The sequence below is a fragment of the Lentzea sp. NPDC036955 genome (assembly GCF_055608005.1).
Genome location: NZ_JBVJRC010000008.1, coordinates 353,527 through 368,343 on the forward strand (window position 1 = coordinate 353,527; position 14,817 = coordinate 368,343).

The 14,817-nt window shown below is 71.8% G+C and carries 14 protein-coding genes; 12 read left to right on the forward strand and 2 right to left on the reverse strand.

Annotation, left to right across the window (positions count from 1 at the left end):
* The first annotated feature begins 37 nt into the window (after nt 1–37).
* Nucleotides 38–1,195 carry a helix-turn-helix domain-containing protein gene (locus tag ACZ7CF_RS28410; RefSeq protein WP_360391778.1) on the forward strand — a complete coding sequence of 386 codons (1,158 nt, stop codon included), beginning with the start codon at nt 38–40 and terminating at the stop codon, nt 1,193–1,195.
* On the opposite strand, the gene ACZ7CF_RS28415 is transcribed toward ACZ7CF_RS28410, so the two are convergent.
* Nucleotides 1,186–4,113, reverse strand: coding sequence for an AfsR/SARP family transcriptional regulator (locus tag ACZ7CF_RS28415; RefSeq protein WP_470370997.1), 2,928 nt, complete (start codon nt 4,111–4,113; stop codon nt 1,186–1,188). The two genes, ACZ7CF_RS28410 and ACZ7CF_RS28415, sit on opposite strands and share 10 nt — an antisense overlap.
* Nucleotides 4,114–4,256: 143 nt before the next feature.
* Between ACZ7CF_RS28415 and ACZ7CF_RS28420 the strand changes: the two genes are divergently transcribed.
* Both ACZ7CF_RS28420 and ACZ7CF_RS28425 read left to right on the forward strand, forming a co-directional pair.
* Nucleotides 4,257–4,817 carry a vWA domain-containing protein gene (locus tag ACZ7CF_RS28420; protein ID WP_458431131.1) on the forward strand — a complete coding sequence of 187 codons (561 nt, stop codon included), beginning with the start codon at nt 4,257–4,259 and terminating at the stop codon, nt 4,815–4,817.
* A 75-nt stretch (nt 4,818–4,892) separates the two neighbouring features.
* The gene (locus ACZ7CF_RS28425) at nt 4,893–5,864 is read left to right on the forward strand and encodes a hypothetical protein (protein WP_470370998.1); all 972 of its coding nucleotides are present in this window, start codon (nt 4,893–4,895) and stop codon (nt 5,862–5,864) included.
* Between the two features lie 58 nt (nt 5,865–5,922).
* Here the strand turns inward: ACZ7CF_RS28425 and ACZ7CF_RS28430 are convergent, their stop codons facing one another.
* Nucleotides 5,923–6,426 (reverse strand): RICIN domain-containing protein, encoded by a 504-nt coding sequence (locus ACZ7CF_RS28430; protein ID WP_360391766.1) that lies wholly within the window; start codon nt 6,424–6,426, stop codon nt 5,923–5,925.
* 140 nt (nt 6,427–6,566) lie between these two features.
* Between ACZ7CF_RS28430 and ACZ7CF_RS28435 the strand changes: the two genes are divergently transcribed.
* The 9 genes from ACZ7CF_RS28435 to ACZ7CF_RS28475 all read left to right on the forward strand — a co-directional run bounded on the left by ACZ7CF_RS28435 (nt 6,567) and on the right by ACZ7CF_RS28475 (nt 14,811).
* Nucleotides 6,567–7,499 (forward strand): winged helix-turn-helix transcriptional regulator, encoded by a 933-nt coding sequence (locus ACZ7CF_RS28435; RefSeq protein ID WP_458431132.1) that lies wholly within the window; start codon nt 6,567–6,569, stop codon nt 7,497–7,499.
* Between the two features lie 230 nt (nt 7,500–7,729).
* Nucleotides 7,730–8,851, forward strand: coding sequence for an ABC transporter substrate-binding protein (locus ACZ7CF_RS28440; RefSeq protein ID WP_470370999.1), 1,122 nt, complete (start codon nt 7,730–7,732; stop codon nt 8,849–8,851).
* Entirely contained in the window at nt 8,848–9,765 is a 918-nt protein-coding gene (locus tag ACZ7CF_RS28445) for an ABC transporter permease (protein WP_470371000.1), read from the forward strand. The genes ACZ7CF_RS28440 and ACZ7CF_RS28445 overlap by 4 nt, the downstream gene beginning before the upstream one ends.
* Nucleotides 9,753–10,535 carry an ABC transporter permease gene (locus ACZ7CF_RS28450; protein ID WP_360391754.1) on the forward strand — a complete coding sequence of 261 codons (783 nt, stop codon included), beginning with the start codon at nt 9,753–9,755 and terminating at the stop codon, nt 10,533–10,535. Before ACZ7CF_RS28445 ends, ACZ7CF_RS28450 begins: the two co-directional genes overlap by 13 nt.
* A 2-nt stretch (nt 10,536–10,537) precedes the next feature.
* The gene (locus tag ACZ7CF_RS28455; RefSeq protein ID WP_360391751.1) at nt 10,538–11,569 is read left to right on the forward strand and encodes an ABC transporter ATP-binding protein; all 1,032 of its coding nucleotides are present in this window, start codon (nt 10,538–10,540) and stop codon (nt 11,567–11,569) included.
* Entirely contained in the window at nt 11,566–12,687 is a 1,122-nt protein-coding gene (locus tag ACZ7CF_RS28460) for a low temperature requirement protein A (protein ID WP_470371001.1), read from the forward strand. Before ACZ7CF_RS28455 ends, ACZ7CF_RS28460 begins: the two co-directional genes overlap by 4 nt.
* Nucleotides 12,680–13,480 (forward strand): GNAT family N-acetyltransferase, encoded by an 801-nt coding sequence (locus ACZ7CF_RS28465; RefSeq protein WP_470371002.1) that lies wholly within the window; start codon nt 12,680–12,682, stop codon nt 13,478–13,480. Before ACZ7CF_RS28460 ends, ACZ7CF_RS28465 begins: the two co-directional genes overlap by 8 nt.
* Before the next feature lie 48 nt (nt 13,481–13,528).
* Complete coding sequence (locus ACZ7CF_RS28470) at nt 13,529–13,654, forward strand: hypothetical protein (protein WP_360391742.1); 126 nt, start codon at nt 13,529–13,531, stop codon at nt 13,652–13,654.
* Entirely contained in the window at nt 13,651–14,811 is a 1,161-nt protein-coding gene (locus ACZ7CF_RS28475; protein WP_458431138.1) for an MFS transporter, read from the forward strand. Before ACZ7CF_RS28470 ends, ACZ7CF_RS28475 begins: the two co-directional genes overlap by 4 nt.
* Nucleotides 14,812–14,817: the final 6 nt, after the last annotated feature.

Consider the following 14,817-nt stretch of genomic DNA (forward strand, 5'->3'; position numbering starts at 1 on the left):
GTGTTGTACTCGGGGAACGTCTGAGCGGGAGGCAGTCGTGGCGGAGAACTTTGGTGAGCTGTTGCGGGAACGACGTCTCGCCGCAGGATTGTCGATGGGGCAGCTGGCAAAGCTGGTGCACTACAGCAAGGGATATCTCAGCAAGATCGAGAATGGGCTGAAACCGCCGAACACCGCGTTCGCCCGGCTGTGCGACAGCGCGCTCGGCACCGGCGGGGAGCTGGTCGCCGCCGCCACCCGGCCGCAGCCGACGCGGCGCCAGCTGCTGGTGGCGGGCACGATGCTCGGCGTCGGGGCGCTCACCGGCACCGGGCAGGGGCCCGACCTCGCGGTGCGGATCCGCGACCGGTTCGAGCACCTGCAGGGCCTCGGGCTGCGGACGAGTCCGACGATGCTCCTGGAACCGTTGAAGGAGCTGCAGTACAAGGTCGACGCCACCGCGCGCAGGGACGGCAGCGTCGCGTTGCAGCGGCTGGCCGCGCGGATCGCCGAGTACACCGGCTGGATGAGCCAGGAGGCGGGCGACGAGCAGAACGCGCTGTGGTGGACGCGGCACGCCTCCGAGCTGTCCCGCGCGGCCGGTGACCCGGAGATCGCCTGCTACGCGTTCGTGCGGGAGGCGGGGCTCGCGCTCTACCGGCAGGAGGCGGCCACCACGATCAACCTCGCCCAGCAGGCGCAGTGGATCGGACGGGCCGGAGCGCGCACACTCGCGCTGGCCGCACGCCGTGAGGCGCAAGGCCACGCGTTGGCGGGAGACCGTTATGCGGCCGAAAGCGCGTTCGAACGCGCGGCCGAGCTGATGCAGGACGCACCACGCGACGACCGGCCGTACCCGGTGCTCGGGTCGAGCGTGCCGGACCCGCTGGAGCTGGCGCGCGGCTGGTCGTTGGTGGACCTGGGGCGCAACGCCGAGGCCGCGGAGCTGCTGGACCGGCAGATCGAGCTGATCCCGGCGCAGTCACGGCGGTCCAGGACGCGGTTCGGGGCCCGGCGGTCGCTCGCCCACGCGTTGGCGGGCGAGGTGGACGAGGGCTGCCGCACGCTGGCCGCGACGCTGACCGACGCCGAGGCCGTGGACTCGGCGACGATCAGGACCGACCTGCGGCAGCTCGCGCGGACGCTGGGGCGCTGGCACAACCACGATGCCGTGCGCGCGGTGTACCCGGACCTCAAGCGGCTGGTTCACCGCTGACCGCAGGCGCACGTCATGTCCGCGCGCTGGGCCCGCACCTCCCGCACCTCCGGCTGGTCGAGCGCCGCGTACACCTCCTCCGCCACGTCCCAGTGCGCCGCGGCCTCCCGGTGCCGGCCCAGCGCGTGCAGGGCGCGGGCGATGCCGGCCTCCGCGTGCGAGCGGTGTGTCGGGTTGCCGGTGGCGTCGGCGACGTCCAGTGAGGACTGGAACAGCCGCAGCGCCGCCAGGTGGTCGCGGCCGTCCTGCGCCACGAGGCCGCGGTCGCGGAACAGGCGGGCCCGCAGGTCCGCGTCGACGACCTCGGACGCGTGGGACGTGGCGAGCTCGTGGTGGCGCACCGCCTCGGTGAGGCGGCCCGCGAGCCGGTGCGCGTCGGCGATGTTCGTCAACGCGTAGGCGGCCAGCACCGAGTCGCCGAGCTCGGAGGCGATCTCGTAGGCCTCGACGTGCTCGGGGATCGCGTCGTCGAGCCCGCCGAGGTGCTGGCGGCTCGCGCCGAGGTTGTTCAACGCGTGGGCGAGACCGCGCCGGTTGCCGATCGAGCGCTGGATGCGGACGGCGGCCTCGTGCCGGCGCAACGCCGTCTCGAACTCGCCGTGCTGCTCGTCGAGGTAACCGAGGTGGCTCAGCATGTGCGCCTGGCCGCGCAGGTCGTCGCACTGCTCGTACTTGCGCAATGCGGTCTCGAACTGCCCGGTCGCCTTCTCGTGGTCGCCGAGCTGCATGGTGCAGATCGCCATCGTGGCGAGCGTCGCGGCCTCGCCCCGCACGTCGGGCAGCTCGGTCCACAGCGGCAGCGCCTTCGTGGCCAGCTCCAGCGCCTGCGCGTGGTGGCCCAGCCGGTCGTGCGTGGAGGCGAGCCGCAGCAGCACGTGGGCCCGGCCGTACCGGTCGGTGCCCACCGCCTCCCGCGCCAGCTCCGTGGCCTCGATCCAGTCGTGGAACCGGTTGGCCGACGCGAACCGCCGCCACACCAGCACGGCGACCCGCCACGCGTGCCCCGCCAGCCCGGTGCGGCTCGCGTGGTGCACCGCGGCCACCAGGTTGTCGCGCTCGGTGGTCACCCACGCCAGCGCGGTCTCCTCGCTCCCGAACTCCAGCGCGTACGGGCTCGTGCGGTCCACCGACGGCCGACCGGCCTGGTCGAACGGGTACGCGGTGCCCACCGCCGACGCGAGCGTGACGACGTAGAAGTCGAGCAGCCGCAGCAACGCCTCCGGTCCCGTCGCGGGCGGGTCGGCGGAGGCGTACTCCTTCAGCACGTCGAGCATCTGGTAGCGGTCGGGCGCGACCTCCTCCAGCAGGCACACCTCGTGCAGGTCGTCGAGCAGCTCGCGGGTGACAGCGATGTCGCAGCCCAGCAGCGCGGCCGCACCCCTCAGGTCGACGTCCGGTCCCGGCAGCTGCCCGAAGAGCCGGAACGCCTCCTGCTGGGCGGCGTCGAGCTGGCGGAACGACGCGCGGACCGCCGCGGTGCCGTCCTCCTGCCACGGGCCGCTCTCGTCGATCAGGCCCAGGAGGTGGTCGAGCGACCACCGGTCGTGCCTGCGGAACAGCGCCGCGGCCACGTTGATCGGCATCGGCAGGTAGCCGCAGCGCTTGACCAGCCCCGCCACGTCGGCGGAGCGGCCCTGCACGCGGAACGGGTCGATGAGCGCGGTGAACAGGGAAAAGGCGTCGTCCGGCGGCAACGGGGACAGCCGGACGTGGGCGCTGATGTCCGGCTCGCCCATCTGCCGGCTCGTCACGATCGCGAAGCAGCCCTCGGCCTCGGGCAGCAGCGGCCGCACCTGCTCGGCCGAGACAGCGTTGTCGAGCACCACCAACGTCTTCGTGCCGTAGAGACGCGTCTGGTAGAGGGTGGCCTTGCGGTTCACGGTGTCTGGGATCTGCTCGGGTGGCACGCCCAGCTCGGTCAGCAGCTGGGTCAGCGCGTCGGAGACCGACGTCGGGGCCACACCGGGCGTGAACCCGTTCAGGCGCACCTGCAGCTGACCGTCGGGGAACCGGCGCTTGAGCCGGTGCGCGGCCTCGACCGCCAGTCCCGTCTTGCCGACGCCGGGAGCGCCGCTGACCCACACCGCGCGCCGCTCGCCCGTTCCCGCCGCGGCCCGTTCGACCGCGGCCAGCTCCGCCGCGCGCCCGGTGAACCGTCCGGGACGGGAGGGCAGCGAGCTCACCGGTTCGCCGCGGCGGGCCCGTTCGGCGAGGTTGCGCAGCAGCGGACCCGGTTCGAACCCGGCCTGCGCCAGCGCCTCACCGGCCGCCTCGAACACCTTGATCGCACCGACCTGGTCGCCGCCCGCGATCAGCGCGCGCATCAGCAGCTCGGCGTACTTCTGGTGGTCAGGGCGGGAACGCACGGCCCGGCGCATCCGGTCGCGCGCCGAGCGGTGGTCGCCGATCACCAGCTCCTGCTCGGCCAGGTCACCGATCGCGTCGTGGTGGCCCTCGTCGGAGAAGACGACGTCGGCGCCACCGACCCGGTCGATGTCGATGTCCTCGATGAACCGGCCGCGCCACAGCGCCACGGCCTCCCGCAGCAGGTCGACGGCACGGCGCCCGTCGTTGTCGTGCACCGCCCGCGCGGCCTGGTCGCGCAGCCGGTCGAACCGGACGGTGTCGATCTTCTCCTCGGCGACGCGCAGCACGTACCCGGTGGGCGTCGTCTCGATCACGACGTCGTCGGCACCGGCCTCGGCGAACGCCTTGCGCAGCTTGTTCACGTACCCGCGGACCAGGTTCTTGCGCTCGGGCTGGTCCGGCCAGACGATCTCGGTGATCCGCTCCGGCGTCATCGGCCTGTTCGCGTTGAGGAGCAGGACCACGAGGACGTAGCGCTGCTGGAGGTCCCCCAGTGGTACCGGCGCGCCGTCCTGCCACGCCTCCAGCGGACCCAGCATCCGGAATTCCACTCCGCCTCCTTCGAGCCAGCTTCACTTCTGGCATGGATGTCGCACAAGGGCCCTTTGGTGTGTCGCGAATCAGCATTCTTTCCACTTTTGGTCTACAGGGGAGCGGAAAGCTGGGGTCACGTGAAGTGACTTGGGGGAGACGCATGGTGTCCGAAGTGCTGCCGTGTTACGTGGTCTGCGACGTGTCGTTCTCGATGACCGACCACCTCGACGAGGTCAACGCCGGGCTGCGCGAGTTCCGCGGTGCCGTGCACGCGGAGGGCTTGGGCCTCACGCAGGTCCGCGTGTGCGTGGTGGCGTTCGCGCGGAGCCCGTGCGTCGTGCAGCCGCTGAGACCCGCGCTGGAGGGCGTGGAGATCATTCGCCCCCGCCAGGAATCCGGAACGGACTTCGGCGCGACGTTCACCCTCATGCGCACCACCATCGACCGTGACGTGACGGTGCTGAAAGCGCAACAGATCCGAGTCCGGCGTCCCGTGCTGTTCTTCATCTCGGACGGACGGGCCACCGACGCGGTCTGGGAGACACCGCTCTCCGGCCTCACCACCTCGGACAACGGCCCCGAGATGATCGTCTTCGGGGTCGGTGCCGTCGACGTGCCCGCGCTGGACCGCATCGGCGTCTCACGCGTCTTCCTCGCCCGCGACGGCGTCCGGCTGGGCATCGCGCTCGCCGCGTCGGTGCTGCGTCCAGAACACCACTGATCAATCCACGGTGTGTCCACTTCCCGTCCACGCCCCCGTCGCACGCTGCGCCGCACACGAAGGGGAGGGCGAACGGTGACGACGCACAAGAACCTGGTCCGCGAGCTGAAGAGGGTGCGCAAGGGGCGTGGTGTGCACGCGGGAGGGATCGACGAGAAGATCGGGCCGACGCTGCGCGCCGCGTGCGGCATCACCCGCTCGGACGGGCCGCTGGCCGCGCGGCAGAAGCTGATCACGCGGCTGACCGAGCTGGTCGAGCAGCTGCCGGACGACCTGCAGCTCGCCGCGCGCGCGGCGTTCGCGCTGACCCCGGAGACCCGCCTGCCGCTGTACCAGGACCGGGTCGTCTGGGTGGCCGCCGAGGTCGACCGTGACGCGCGCACCGTGCGCCGCCGCGTCGACGAGGCCGTCGAGCAGCTGGCCGAGCTCGCCGCCACGACCACGCGCCGCGAGACCGGGGGCTGGCACCTCGCGGAGCTGAACGTGTCGGTGGTCCTCGACCACGGCAGGCCCGAGGTCGTCGAACGGCACCGGCTCGTGATCGACGCCGAGCACGTCGACGAGGTCGAGTTCACCGCGCTGTTCGCGGTGCCGCGCCGCGACACCCGGCTCCTCTACGGCGGCACGCTGCAGGACCACGGCGTCGTCACCCACGCCCGGCCCGGGTTCACGGTGGTGCCCGCCGAGCCGTTGCCGCGCGGCGAGACCTTCGAGTTCGCGCTGCGCTACCCGCTCGACCGCGAGTCGCTGCTGCCCGAGCTGCTGCACGTGCCGGAACGCCCGTGCGAGCAGTTCGACCTGCGGGTGCGCTTCGGCCCCGACCACAAGCCGCAGGTACAGCGCTTCGACGGCGCCTACCGCCGCGACCCGGCAGGGCAGCCGTTCCCGGTGGACGCCGCGGGCGAGGTGCACCTGCGGTTCCGGCGGCTCCTGCCGGGCCTGATCTACGGCGTGCGGTGGGAACGGCGCGGCTCGTACCAGGAGGTCCCGGCCGGTTCACCGGCCGTGTTCCACGCCCGGGACGCGGTCGGCCTGATGCGGCAGTAGCGGCCCGGCCGGGCTGGGGGCCGTCTCCCGTCCGGGAAACGGTCCCCGACCCGCCGGGTCAGATCGACTGGAGGTTCCAGCGCTGGTTGAGCGCGGGGTTGTCCAGGCAGTCCCACATCTGCACGCGGGCCCCGTTGTTCGTGCCACCGCCGAACGTGTCGACGTCGAGGCACTTCTGGTTGAGCGCCGACACGACCTCGTAGTGGCCGGCCCCGTCGAAGCCGAACCCCCACTCCTGGTGCTTCGCCCCGGCGGTGCAGGTGAACTCGATGACGTCGGCGCCGGTGGCCGGGTTGGCGCCGCGGATGTCGAGGCACCTGTTCGTGGAGACGTTCCTGATCCGGTGGTTGCCGTTGGGCAGCGGGTCCAGCACGAAGATCTGGTTCTGCTGCTGGAAGCCCCCGCACGTCGACTGCACGGCGGTGGTGCCGCCGCTGACCTGCAGGCACTTCAGCGTGTGCTGGACCTTGAGCTGGAAGAAGATCGTGCCGGCCGAGGCCGAGGTCGCGAACCCGGTGCAGAGCGCGACGACGGTGGCGAGCAACAAGGTGATCCTGCGCAATTCGGTTTCTCCCCTTGGGTGTTCTTGCGGACACCACCGAGGTTGGCGTGCTCGCCGCGGCACGGCACGGACCTTCCGGCAGGGCGGAAAGTCGGAAAAGCACAGGACAACGCCCGGTGGTGTGTGCTGCACTCGCGCGCGTGCTGAGGATCCGGTTCACGGCCGAGGACCTGCTGCGCACGCGGTTCCTGCCCGCGCCGGCGCCGCTGGTGGAGCTGTCGCTGGCGGCCGGTGCGCTGTGCGGGAACGGCCGCGGCCTGCTGGGGCCGTGGGTCGCCCGGACCCGGAGGGCGCTGCCGCGGGAGGCGCTGCCGCTGCTGGAGCTCGTGTCCGACGCGGGCGCCGTCGAGTACCTGTGGGCGCTCGACCACGACTTCGACACCGCCGTCGACCGGGTGCTGGCCTCGCCACCGGCGTACGTGCGCGAGTCGCTGGCCGCGGTGGGCCGCCCCGGCTCGGCGTGGACGCGCGGCCTGGCCTCGGGCGACCGCTCGGCGCAGGCCGTGCTGGAACGGGCGTTGCGCAGCGCCCGGCCGGTGCTCGACCACCAGCGGGTGCGGGCGGCGTGGCACACGGACGTGGCGCACCGCAGGGAGGTGCTGATGACCGCCGGACTCGGCGCGGCGCTGGAGAGCGTCTTTCCGGCGGCGCGGTGGCACGGTGACGTGCTGGAGGTCCCGCACGCGCGGGAGCTGGCGATCGACCTGGGCGGGGAGGGGGTGGTGCTCCTGCCGACGGCGTTCCGGCTCGGCTCGACCCTGCTGGGCAGCGCCATGCCCGGACAACCGCGGGTGGTCGTCTACCCGGCGCGCGTGCCGATGCCGTTGATCGAGGCCAGCGAGCGGACGCCGGCACTGACCCCGCTGCTCGGCCGGACGCGGACCGCGGTGCTGCGGACGATCACGCGCAACCCGTCGAGCACGACCAGCCAGATCGCGGCGGCGCTGGGGATCTCGCCGGGACGGGCCAGCGAGCACGCCGGCGTGCTGCGCGACGCCGGGCTGATCACGAGCCACCGGCACCGCAACACCGTGCGGCACGTGCCGACGCCGCTGGGGCTGGAGATCGGGTGACGTCCGCCCACCTCGCCGTTCCGCCTGCGGCTCCAGTTGAGACGGCCCTCCCGGGGTCGTCGGCGGCCAGCCGGCCGGGCAGGGCCCGGGTTCGTCTACAAGCGACGGTGCCGGACCGGTTTCCCGGTACGGCACCCGCGCGCCTCCGAGAATTCACCGCAGGAGTCGAGAAGGTCTCAACCGGCGCGGCTGGCTTGACAACGAAAGCATCCCGCGCGAATCCTCCGCTCGTGCTGAAGCGACGGAACGTCACGACGAAGTTGATCGGCGTCGGCGCGGTGGTGCTGGCGGTGGCTGCCTGTGGCGCCCCGCCCGCCAAGGAGACGCCGGCCGGTGCTGCCGGAACCGCGAAGTCGGCGAGTGAGCTCGGCGGCATGGACAAGCTGGTCGAGGCGGCCAAGAAGGAGGGCAAGCTCAACGTCATCGCGCTGCCCCCGGACTGGGCGAACTACGGCAAGGTCATCGAGGCGTTCAAGGCGAAGTACGGCATCGAGGTCAAGTCGGACCAGCCGGACGCCTCCAGCCAGGAGGAGATCAACGCCGCCAAGCAGCTCAAGGGCACCGACCGGGCGCCCGACGTGTTCGACCTCGGGCTGAACGTGGCGCTGGCCAACAAGGACCTGTTCGCGCCCTACAAGGTCAGCACCTGGGACGACATCCCCGCCGAGCTCAAGGACGCGGACGGCGCCTACTACGGCGACTACGGCGGCTTCATGTCGATCGGCTACGACGCCGCGAAGGTGCCGGCGCCGGCGAGCGTGAAGGACCTGCTCAAGCCCGAGTACAAGGGCAAGGTCGCGCTCAACGGCAACCCGACGCAGGCCGGTGCCGCGTTCGCCGGTGTCGTGATGGCCGCGCTGGGCAACGGCGGGTCCGCCGACGACATCGCGCCCGGTGTCGAGTTCTTCAAGCAGCTCAAGGCGGCCGGGAACTTCCAGCCGGTCGACCCGTCGCCCGCCACGATCGAGTCCGGTCAGACGCCCGTCGTCATCGACTGGGACTACACCAACGCCGCCCAGACCGACAAGCTCAAGGGCAAGCTCGACTGGAAGGTCGTCGTGCCCGCCGAGGCGCAGATCGGCGGCTACTACAACCAGGCCATCAGCAAGGACGCGCCGCACCCGGCGGCCGCGCGCCTGTGGCAGGAGTTCCTCTACTCCGACGAGGGGCAGAACCTGTACCTGCAGGGCCTGGCCCGGCCGGTGCGCCTCGACAAGATGGGGGACAAGGCGGACAAGGCGGCGAAGGACAAGCTGCCGAAGACCGACGGCAAGCAGGTGTTCCAGACGCAGGAGCAGGCCGACAAGGCCAAGGCCGTCCTGACCGCGACCTGGGCCCAGGCCATCGGATGACCTCCGTCGCTCCCGTAGCGGCGACGCCCGGCGGTTCCACCCGGCAGAAGGGTGGGGCCGCCGGTCGGCCGTCTGCGGCCGCCTGGCTCGTCGCGGTGCCGTTCCTCGCGTTCGTCGGCACGTTCCTCGTCTACCCCACGGTGCTCGTGCTGGTCGGCGCCTTCCAGGACTCGGACGGCGCGTTCACGCTCGGCAACCTCTCCACCCTGTTCACCGGTGTCGTCTTCGACGCGTTCGTGCTCAGCATCGAGCTGTCCGCGCTCACCGCGGTCATCGGCGCGATCTTCGGCGCCCTGCTCACGTGGGCGGTCGCCGTCGGCAACCCCGACGGGATGCTGCGCAGGACCGTCGTGGCCGGGTCCGGTGTGCTCGCCCAGTTCGGTGGCGTGCCGCTGGCGTTCGCGTTCCTCGCGACGATCGGCTTCGAGGGCCTGGTCACGAAGTTCCTGCGCGACAGCGCCGGCGTCGACCTGTTCGCCGGCAGCGCGTGGCTGTTCGAGCTGCCCGGTCTGACGCTCGTCTACACGTTCTTCCAGATCCCGCTGATGGTGATCGTGTTCCTGCCCGCCCTGGAGGGCCTGCGCCCGCAGTGGCGGGAGGCCAACGCGAGCCTCGGCGGCACCACCTGGACGTTCTGGCGGCACGTCGGCGGGCCGATCCTCACCCCGCCGTTCCTCGGCGCGCTGCTGTTGTTGTTCGCCAACGCCTTCAGCGCCTACGCCACGGCCGCCGCGCTCGTGTCGCAGGGCAGCCCGATCGTGCCGCTGCAGATCCGCGGGTTCCTCACCGGCGAGGTCGTGCTCGGCCAGGAGAACCTCGGCAAGGCCCTCGGCCTGGGCATGGTCGTCGTGGTCAGCATCGCCATGGGCGTCAACGTGCTGCTGCAGCGGAGGGTGGCCAAGTGGGTTCGCTAGTCAGGCAGCGCGTCCTGCGCACGGTCGTCCTGCTGGTCCTGGGCGTCTACTTCGTCCTGCCGCTGATCGCGATGGCGGAGTTCTCCACGCGCGGTGCCGGCGGCACCCGCAGCCTCGGCTCCTGGACGTCGATCGTCGAGGACGAGGGCCTGATGGCGGCGCTGGGCAACTCGCTGCTGCTGTCGGTCACGTCCGCGGTGCTGATGCTCGTGCTGCTGGTGCCGACGATGGCGTGGATCCGGCTGCGGCTGCCGCAGCTGCAACGGCTCGTGGAGTTCCTCTGCCTGCTGCCGCTCGCGATCCCCGCGATCGTGCTCGTGGTCGGCATGGCGCCGCTGTACGCGTGGGTGAACTACTTCCTCGGCGACTCGGCGCTGACGCTCACGTTCGCGTACACCGTCCTGGTGCTGCCGTTCGCCTACCGGGCGATCGACGCCGGTCTGAGCGCCATCGACCTCAAGACGCTGTCGGAGGCCGCGCGCAGCCTGGGCGCGTCGTGGCTCACGGTGCTGTGGAAGGTCGTCGTGCCGAACATCCGCGTCGCGCTCATCGGCGCGTCGCTGCTGAGCGTCGCGTTGGTGCTCGGCGAGTTCACCATCGCGTCGCTGCTGAACTTCGACACGCTGCAGGTGCAGGTCAACCTGCTCGGCAAGCGCAACGCGGGCGTGTCCATCGCGGTGTCGCTGCTGTGCCTGGTCTTCGCGTTCGTCCTTCTGTTCGCACTTTCCTATGTCGGCCAACGGCGCCGTCAGACCGTGGTCGAGGAGTGAAGATGGGTCATCTGGAACTGAAGGGGCTGCGGAAGTCCTTCGGCGGCAACACGGCGCTGGCCGGTCTCGACCTCGACCTGGCCGAGGGCGAGCTGGTCTCGCTGCTCGGACCGTCGGGCTGCGGCAAGACGACGGCGCTGCGCATCGTCGCCGGTTTCGAGACCGCCGACTCCGGCACGGTCACCGTGGGCGGCAAGGACGTCACGAAGGTTCCGGCCAACAAGCGGGACATGGGCATGGTCTTCCAGGCCTACAGCCTCTTCCCGAACATGACCGCCGCGCAGAACGTCGCGTTCGGGCTGAAGCTGCGCAAGGGCGACACCAAGCGGACCGGTGAGCTGCTGGAGCTGGTCGGCCTGTCGCACCTCGGCGGCCGCTACCCGCACCAGATGTCGGGTGGTCAGCAGCAGCGGGTCGCACTGGCGCGGGCACTCGCGATCCAGCCGCGCGTGCTGCTGCTGGACGAGCCGTTGTCCGCGCTGGACGCCAAGGTCCGCGTGAACCTGCGTGACGAGATCCGGCGCATCCAGACCGAGCTCGGCATGACGACGCTGTTCGTCACGCACGACCAGGAGGAGGCGCTCGCCGTCTCCGACCGCGTCGGCGTCATGTCGCACGGCCGGCTGGAGCAGCTCGACACGCCGTCGGTCGTGTACCGCGAGCCCGCGTCGGCGTTCGTGGCGCAGTTCGTCGGCGTCACGAACTCGGTGGAGGCCAAGGCGCAGGGCCAGACCGTCGTGATCAACGGCGTCACCGTGCCCGTGCCGCACGACCAGCCGTCCGGCAGCGACGTGCGCGTCATCGTGCGCCCGGAGGACATCGGGGTGTCCGAGCAGACCGGCGACACCGGTGGCAAGATCGTGGGCGACGTGCTGACCCAGTCGTTCCTCGGGCCGGTCACGCGGATCTCGGTGAGGGTCGGTGAGCAGGTGCTGCGCGTCGACCAGCCCTCCAACACCGCCTCCGCGTACCAGCCGGGCACGCGGGTCGCGCTGGACCTCACCGAGTCGAGGATCATGGTGGTGCCCGGATGATCAGGAAGCTCCTCGCGCGCGACATGGCGGAGGCCCACCGGGTCGCGACGCCGTTGGAGCTGTTGTTCGACCTGAGCTTCGTGGTGGCGGTCGCCCAGGCCGCCGCCTCGTTGCACCACGCCGTCTCCGAGAACCACGTCGGTGCCGGTGTCATGGCGTTCTGCATGGCGTTCTTCGCGCTGTGGCTGCCATGGCTCAACTTCACCTGGTTCGCGAGCGCGTTCGACAACGACGACACGCTGTACCGGATCATCACGATGGTCCAGATCGCTGGCGTGCTCGTGGTCGCCTCGGGCATCCCGGCCGTCTTCGAGCACCAGGACTACCGGGTCGTCGTCGGCGGCTACGTCGTGATCCGCCTCGCGATGGTCGCGCACTGGCTGCGCGCGTCGCGGGACAACCCGGAGCACCGCGCCTGCACCCTCCGGTACGCGGCCGGGATCACCTTCATGCAGGTGCTCTGGGTGCTGTGGGTGCTCGTCGCGCCGCCCGCCCTGCAGATCCCGCTGTGGGTGCTGTTCATGCTCGGCGAGCTGGTGGTGCCGGCCTGGGCGGAACGCGCGTCGGCCACGACCTGGCACCCGCACCACATCGCCGAGCGGCACGGCCTGTTCACGCTGATCGTGCTCGGCGAGTCGATCCTGGCGGCGACCCTCGCGTTCCAGAAGGGCTTCGACAGCGGCGTCAACCTGATCTCGCTGGCCGCGGCGTCGCTGGTCATCGTGTTCTCGGTGTGGTGGCTGTACTTCGAGGCACCGACCAGCCTGCTCGACCTGCGCAGGGCGTTCCTGTGGGGGTACGCGCACCTGTTCGTCCTCGGCTCGGTCGCCGCGCTCGGTGCCGGTCTCGCCGCGAGCGTCGACTACGATCTGCACGTCTCGCACGCACCGGGCACGACGGTGGCGGCGTTCACCACGGTGCCGCTCGCGATCTTCCTGCTGTGCGTCTGGTACGTGCAGGACTGTCCCGGTCAGGACGGCCTCCGCAAGTACCTGCTGCCGGCCGGTGCGGTGGCGGTGCTGGCGGCGACGTTCGGGCCGGCGCCGATCCACGTGACGGCGGGGATCGCGCTGGTGCTGGTGGTGGCGACGAGGGTGGTGGCAGGTTCCGATGTCTGATCTCGCGGACTCGATCGAGTCGGTGCGGCAGCTGACCGCGGGCTGGCGGCCCGTGGTGCTCGACCGCGACCCCGCGGCCGACGTGCGGGACCTGCCCGGTGTCGCCGTCCGCTGGGCCGACAGCCGGTTCCCGTTCTGGAACGCCGTCACGCTCACCGAGCCGGGGCTGGCCGCCGGGCTGCTCGACCAGCGGCTGCACGCGGCGGCGGAGGTCATGCGGTCGAAGCAGCGGCCGGGTTTCCTGTGGCTCTTCGAGGACCTGCTCGACGACGGCGCACGCGCCGCCCTGCTCCCCGCGGCGCAGCGGGCGGGCCTGGAGCACGCCTTCCCCGGAACGGGCATGGCCGCGGACCTGCCGTCCATCCCCGAGCCGGTGCACCCCGAGCTGACGTTCGCCCGCGTGCGGACCGACGACCAGCTGCTGACCTACGCGGACATCAACTCCGCGGCCTACGGGTTCGCGCCCGAGGACGGCCGCGACGGGCTCGCGGGCTCCGCGCTGTGGAAGAACGACGTCCACGCCTACCTGGCGCTGAACGACGGCGTCGCGGTGGCGTGCGCGGCGTGCGTGGAGGTCGAGGGACGGCTGTTCGTCGTGCTCGTCGCGACCCTTCCCGGGTGGCAGCGCCGGGGCTACGGCGAGGCCGTGACCAGGAAGGCGTTGTACGAGGGCGCCCGTGCCACGGGGATCACCCGCGCGACCCTGCACGCGACCGAGGCCGGTGCGCCGGTGTACCCGCGGATCGGTTTCCGGCCGGGCTCGCGGATTCACTTCTTCGCCCTGCGGGGTTGAGGCGCCGGACTTTCGGCGGGCACCGCTCCCGCGGCCGCGGGTGGTGAAATGATCGTCACCATGACCGGTGTCCGCGAACCCCGTGCAGTCGTCACCGCCGCCGACTGCGCCGATGCCCCCGACGTGCCGGGCCTGCCGGAGCGGGCGGCGCTCAGCCAGGGCGGCGCGCGGTGACGATCTCCGCCGCGGGCTACCGCGACCTCGCCAACCGCGACGTGCTCACCACGGCCGTCGTCACGGTCGCGGCGAAGCTGCCGATGTCGATGACGCCGCTGATGATGGTGTTCCTGACCAGGAACCTGCCCGGCGGCTACGTCCTCGCGGCGTCGCTGACCGCCGTCTACGTGCTCGGCGAGGTCCTCGGCGCCGGGGTGCTCGGCCTGCTGCTCGACCCGTCGCGGATGCGCGGGCAGCTCAGCGCCGGGCTGCTCGTGGGCGCGGGCGCGTTCACGACGCTCGCCCTGACCGGCAACGTGACCGTCATGGTGGTCGCGGCGTTCATCGCGGGCGCCGGGCCGTCGACGACACCGGGCGGGCTGCGCGCGATGCTGCTCGGGCTGGTGCCGGACGCGCTGGTGCCCAAGGCGATGGGCTTCGACGCCATGATCACGCAGGTGGTGTGGGCGGTGGCGCCCGCACTGGTGACGGCACTGGCGCTGGGCGTCGACCGCCGTGCGCCGGTGGTGGTGTCGGTCAGCCTGATCGTCGTCGCGGCGTGGCTGGTGTTCATCCTGCCGCGCGGGCACGTGACGTCCCGATCGGGCACGGCGAAGGTGCGCGTGGTGGCGTCGGCGTGGCCGATCTACCTGGTGAGCGCGGCGGCGCTGGCGCAGCTGGCGATCGCGGAGCTGGTGCTGCCGGCGTTGCTGGAGCACCGGGGGATCGGCATCGGCTGGACCGGCCCGCTGCTGACCGGGTTCGCGGCGTGCAGTGCGCTCGGGGCGGTGCTCTACGGGTTGCGGCCGTGGCCGGGATCGCTGCGCACGCAGGGGCTGGTGCTGCTCGTCGTCACGGCGACCTGCGTGGGCGCGGTGGCGTTGTTCCCGAACCTGCCCGGCATCGCGGGCGCGCTGCTCGCGGCGGGGTTGTTCCAGTCCGGTGTGCTCGTGACGCGGAGCCTCGCGTTGCGCGAACGGCTGCCGGTCGGCGCGCACGCCGCCGGGTTCTCGATGATGTACGCGGTGACCGGTGCGGGCTACGGCCTGACCGCCGTGGTGGCCGCGTGGGCGCTGGACGCCGGCTCACCGGTGTGGGCGGTGCTCGGCGGCGTCACCGTCACCCTGGTCCTGACAGCGATCAGCGCGGCTGCCGAACGCCGGCAGCCGCGCTGATCTGGG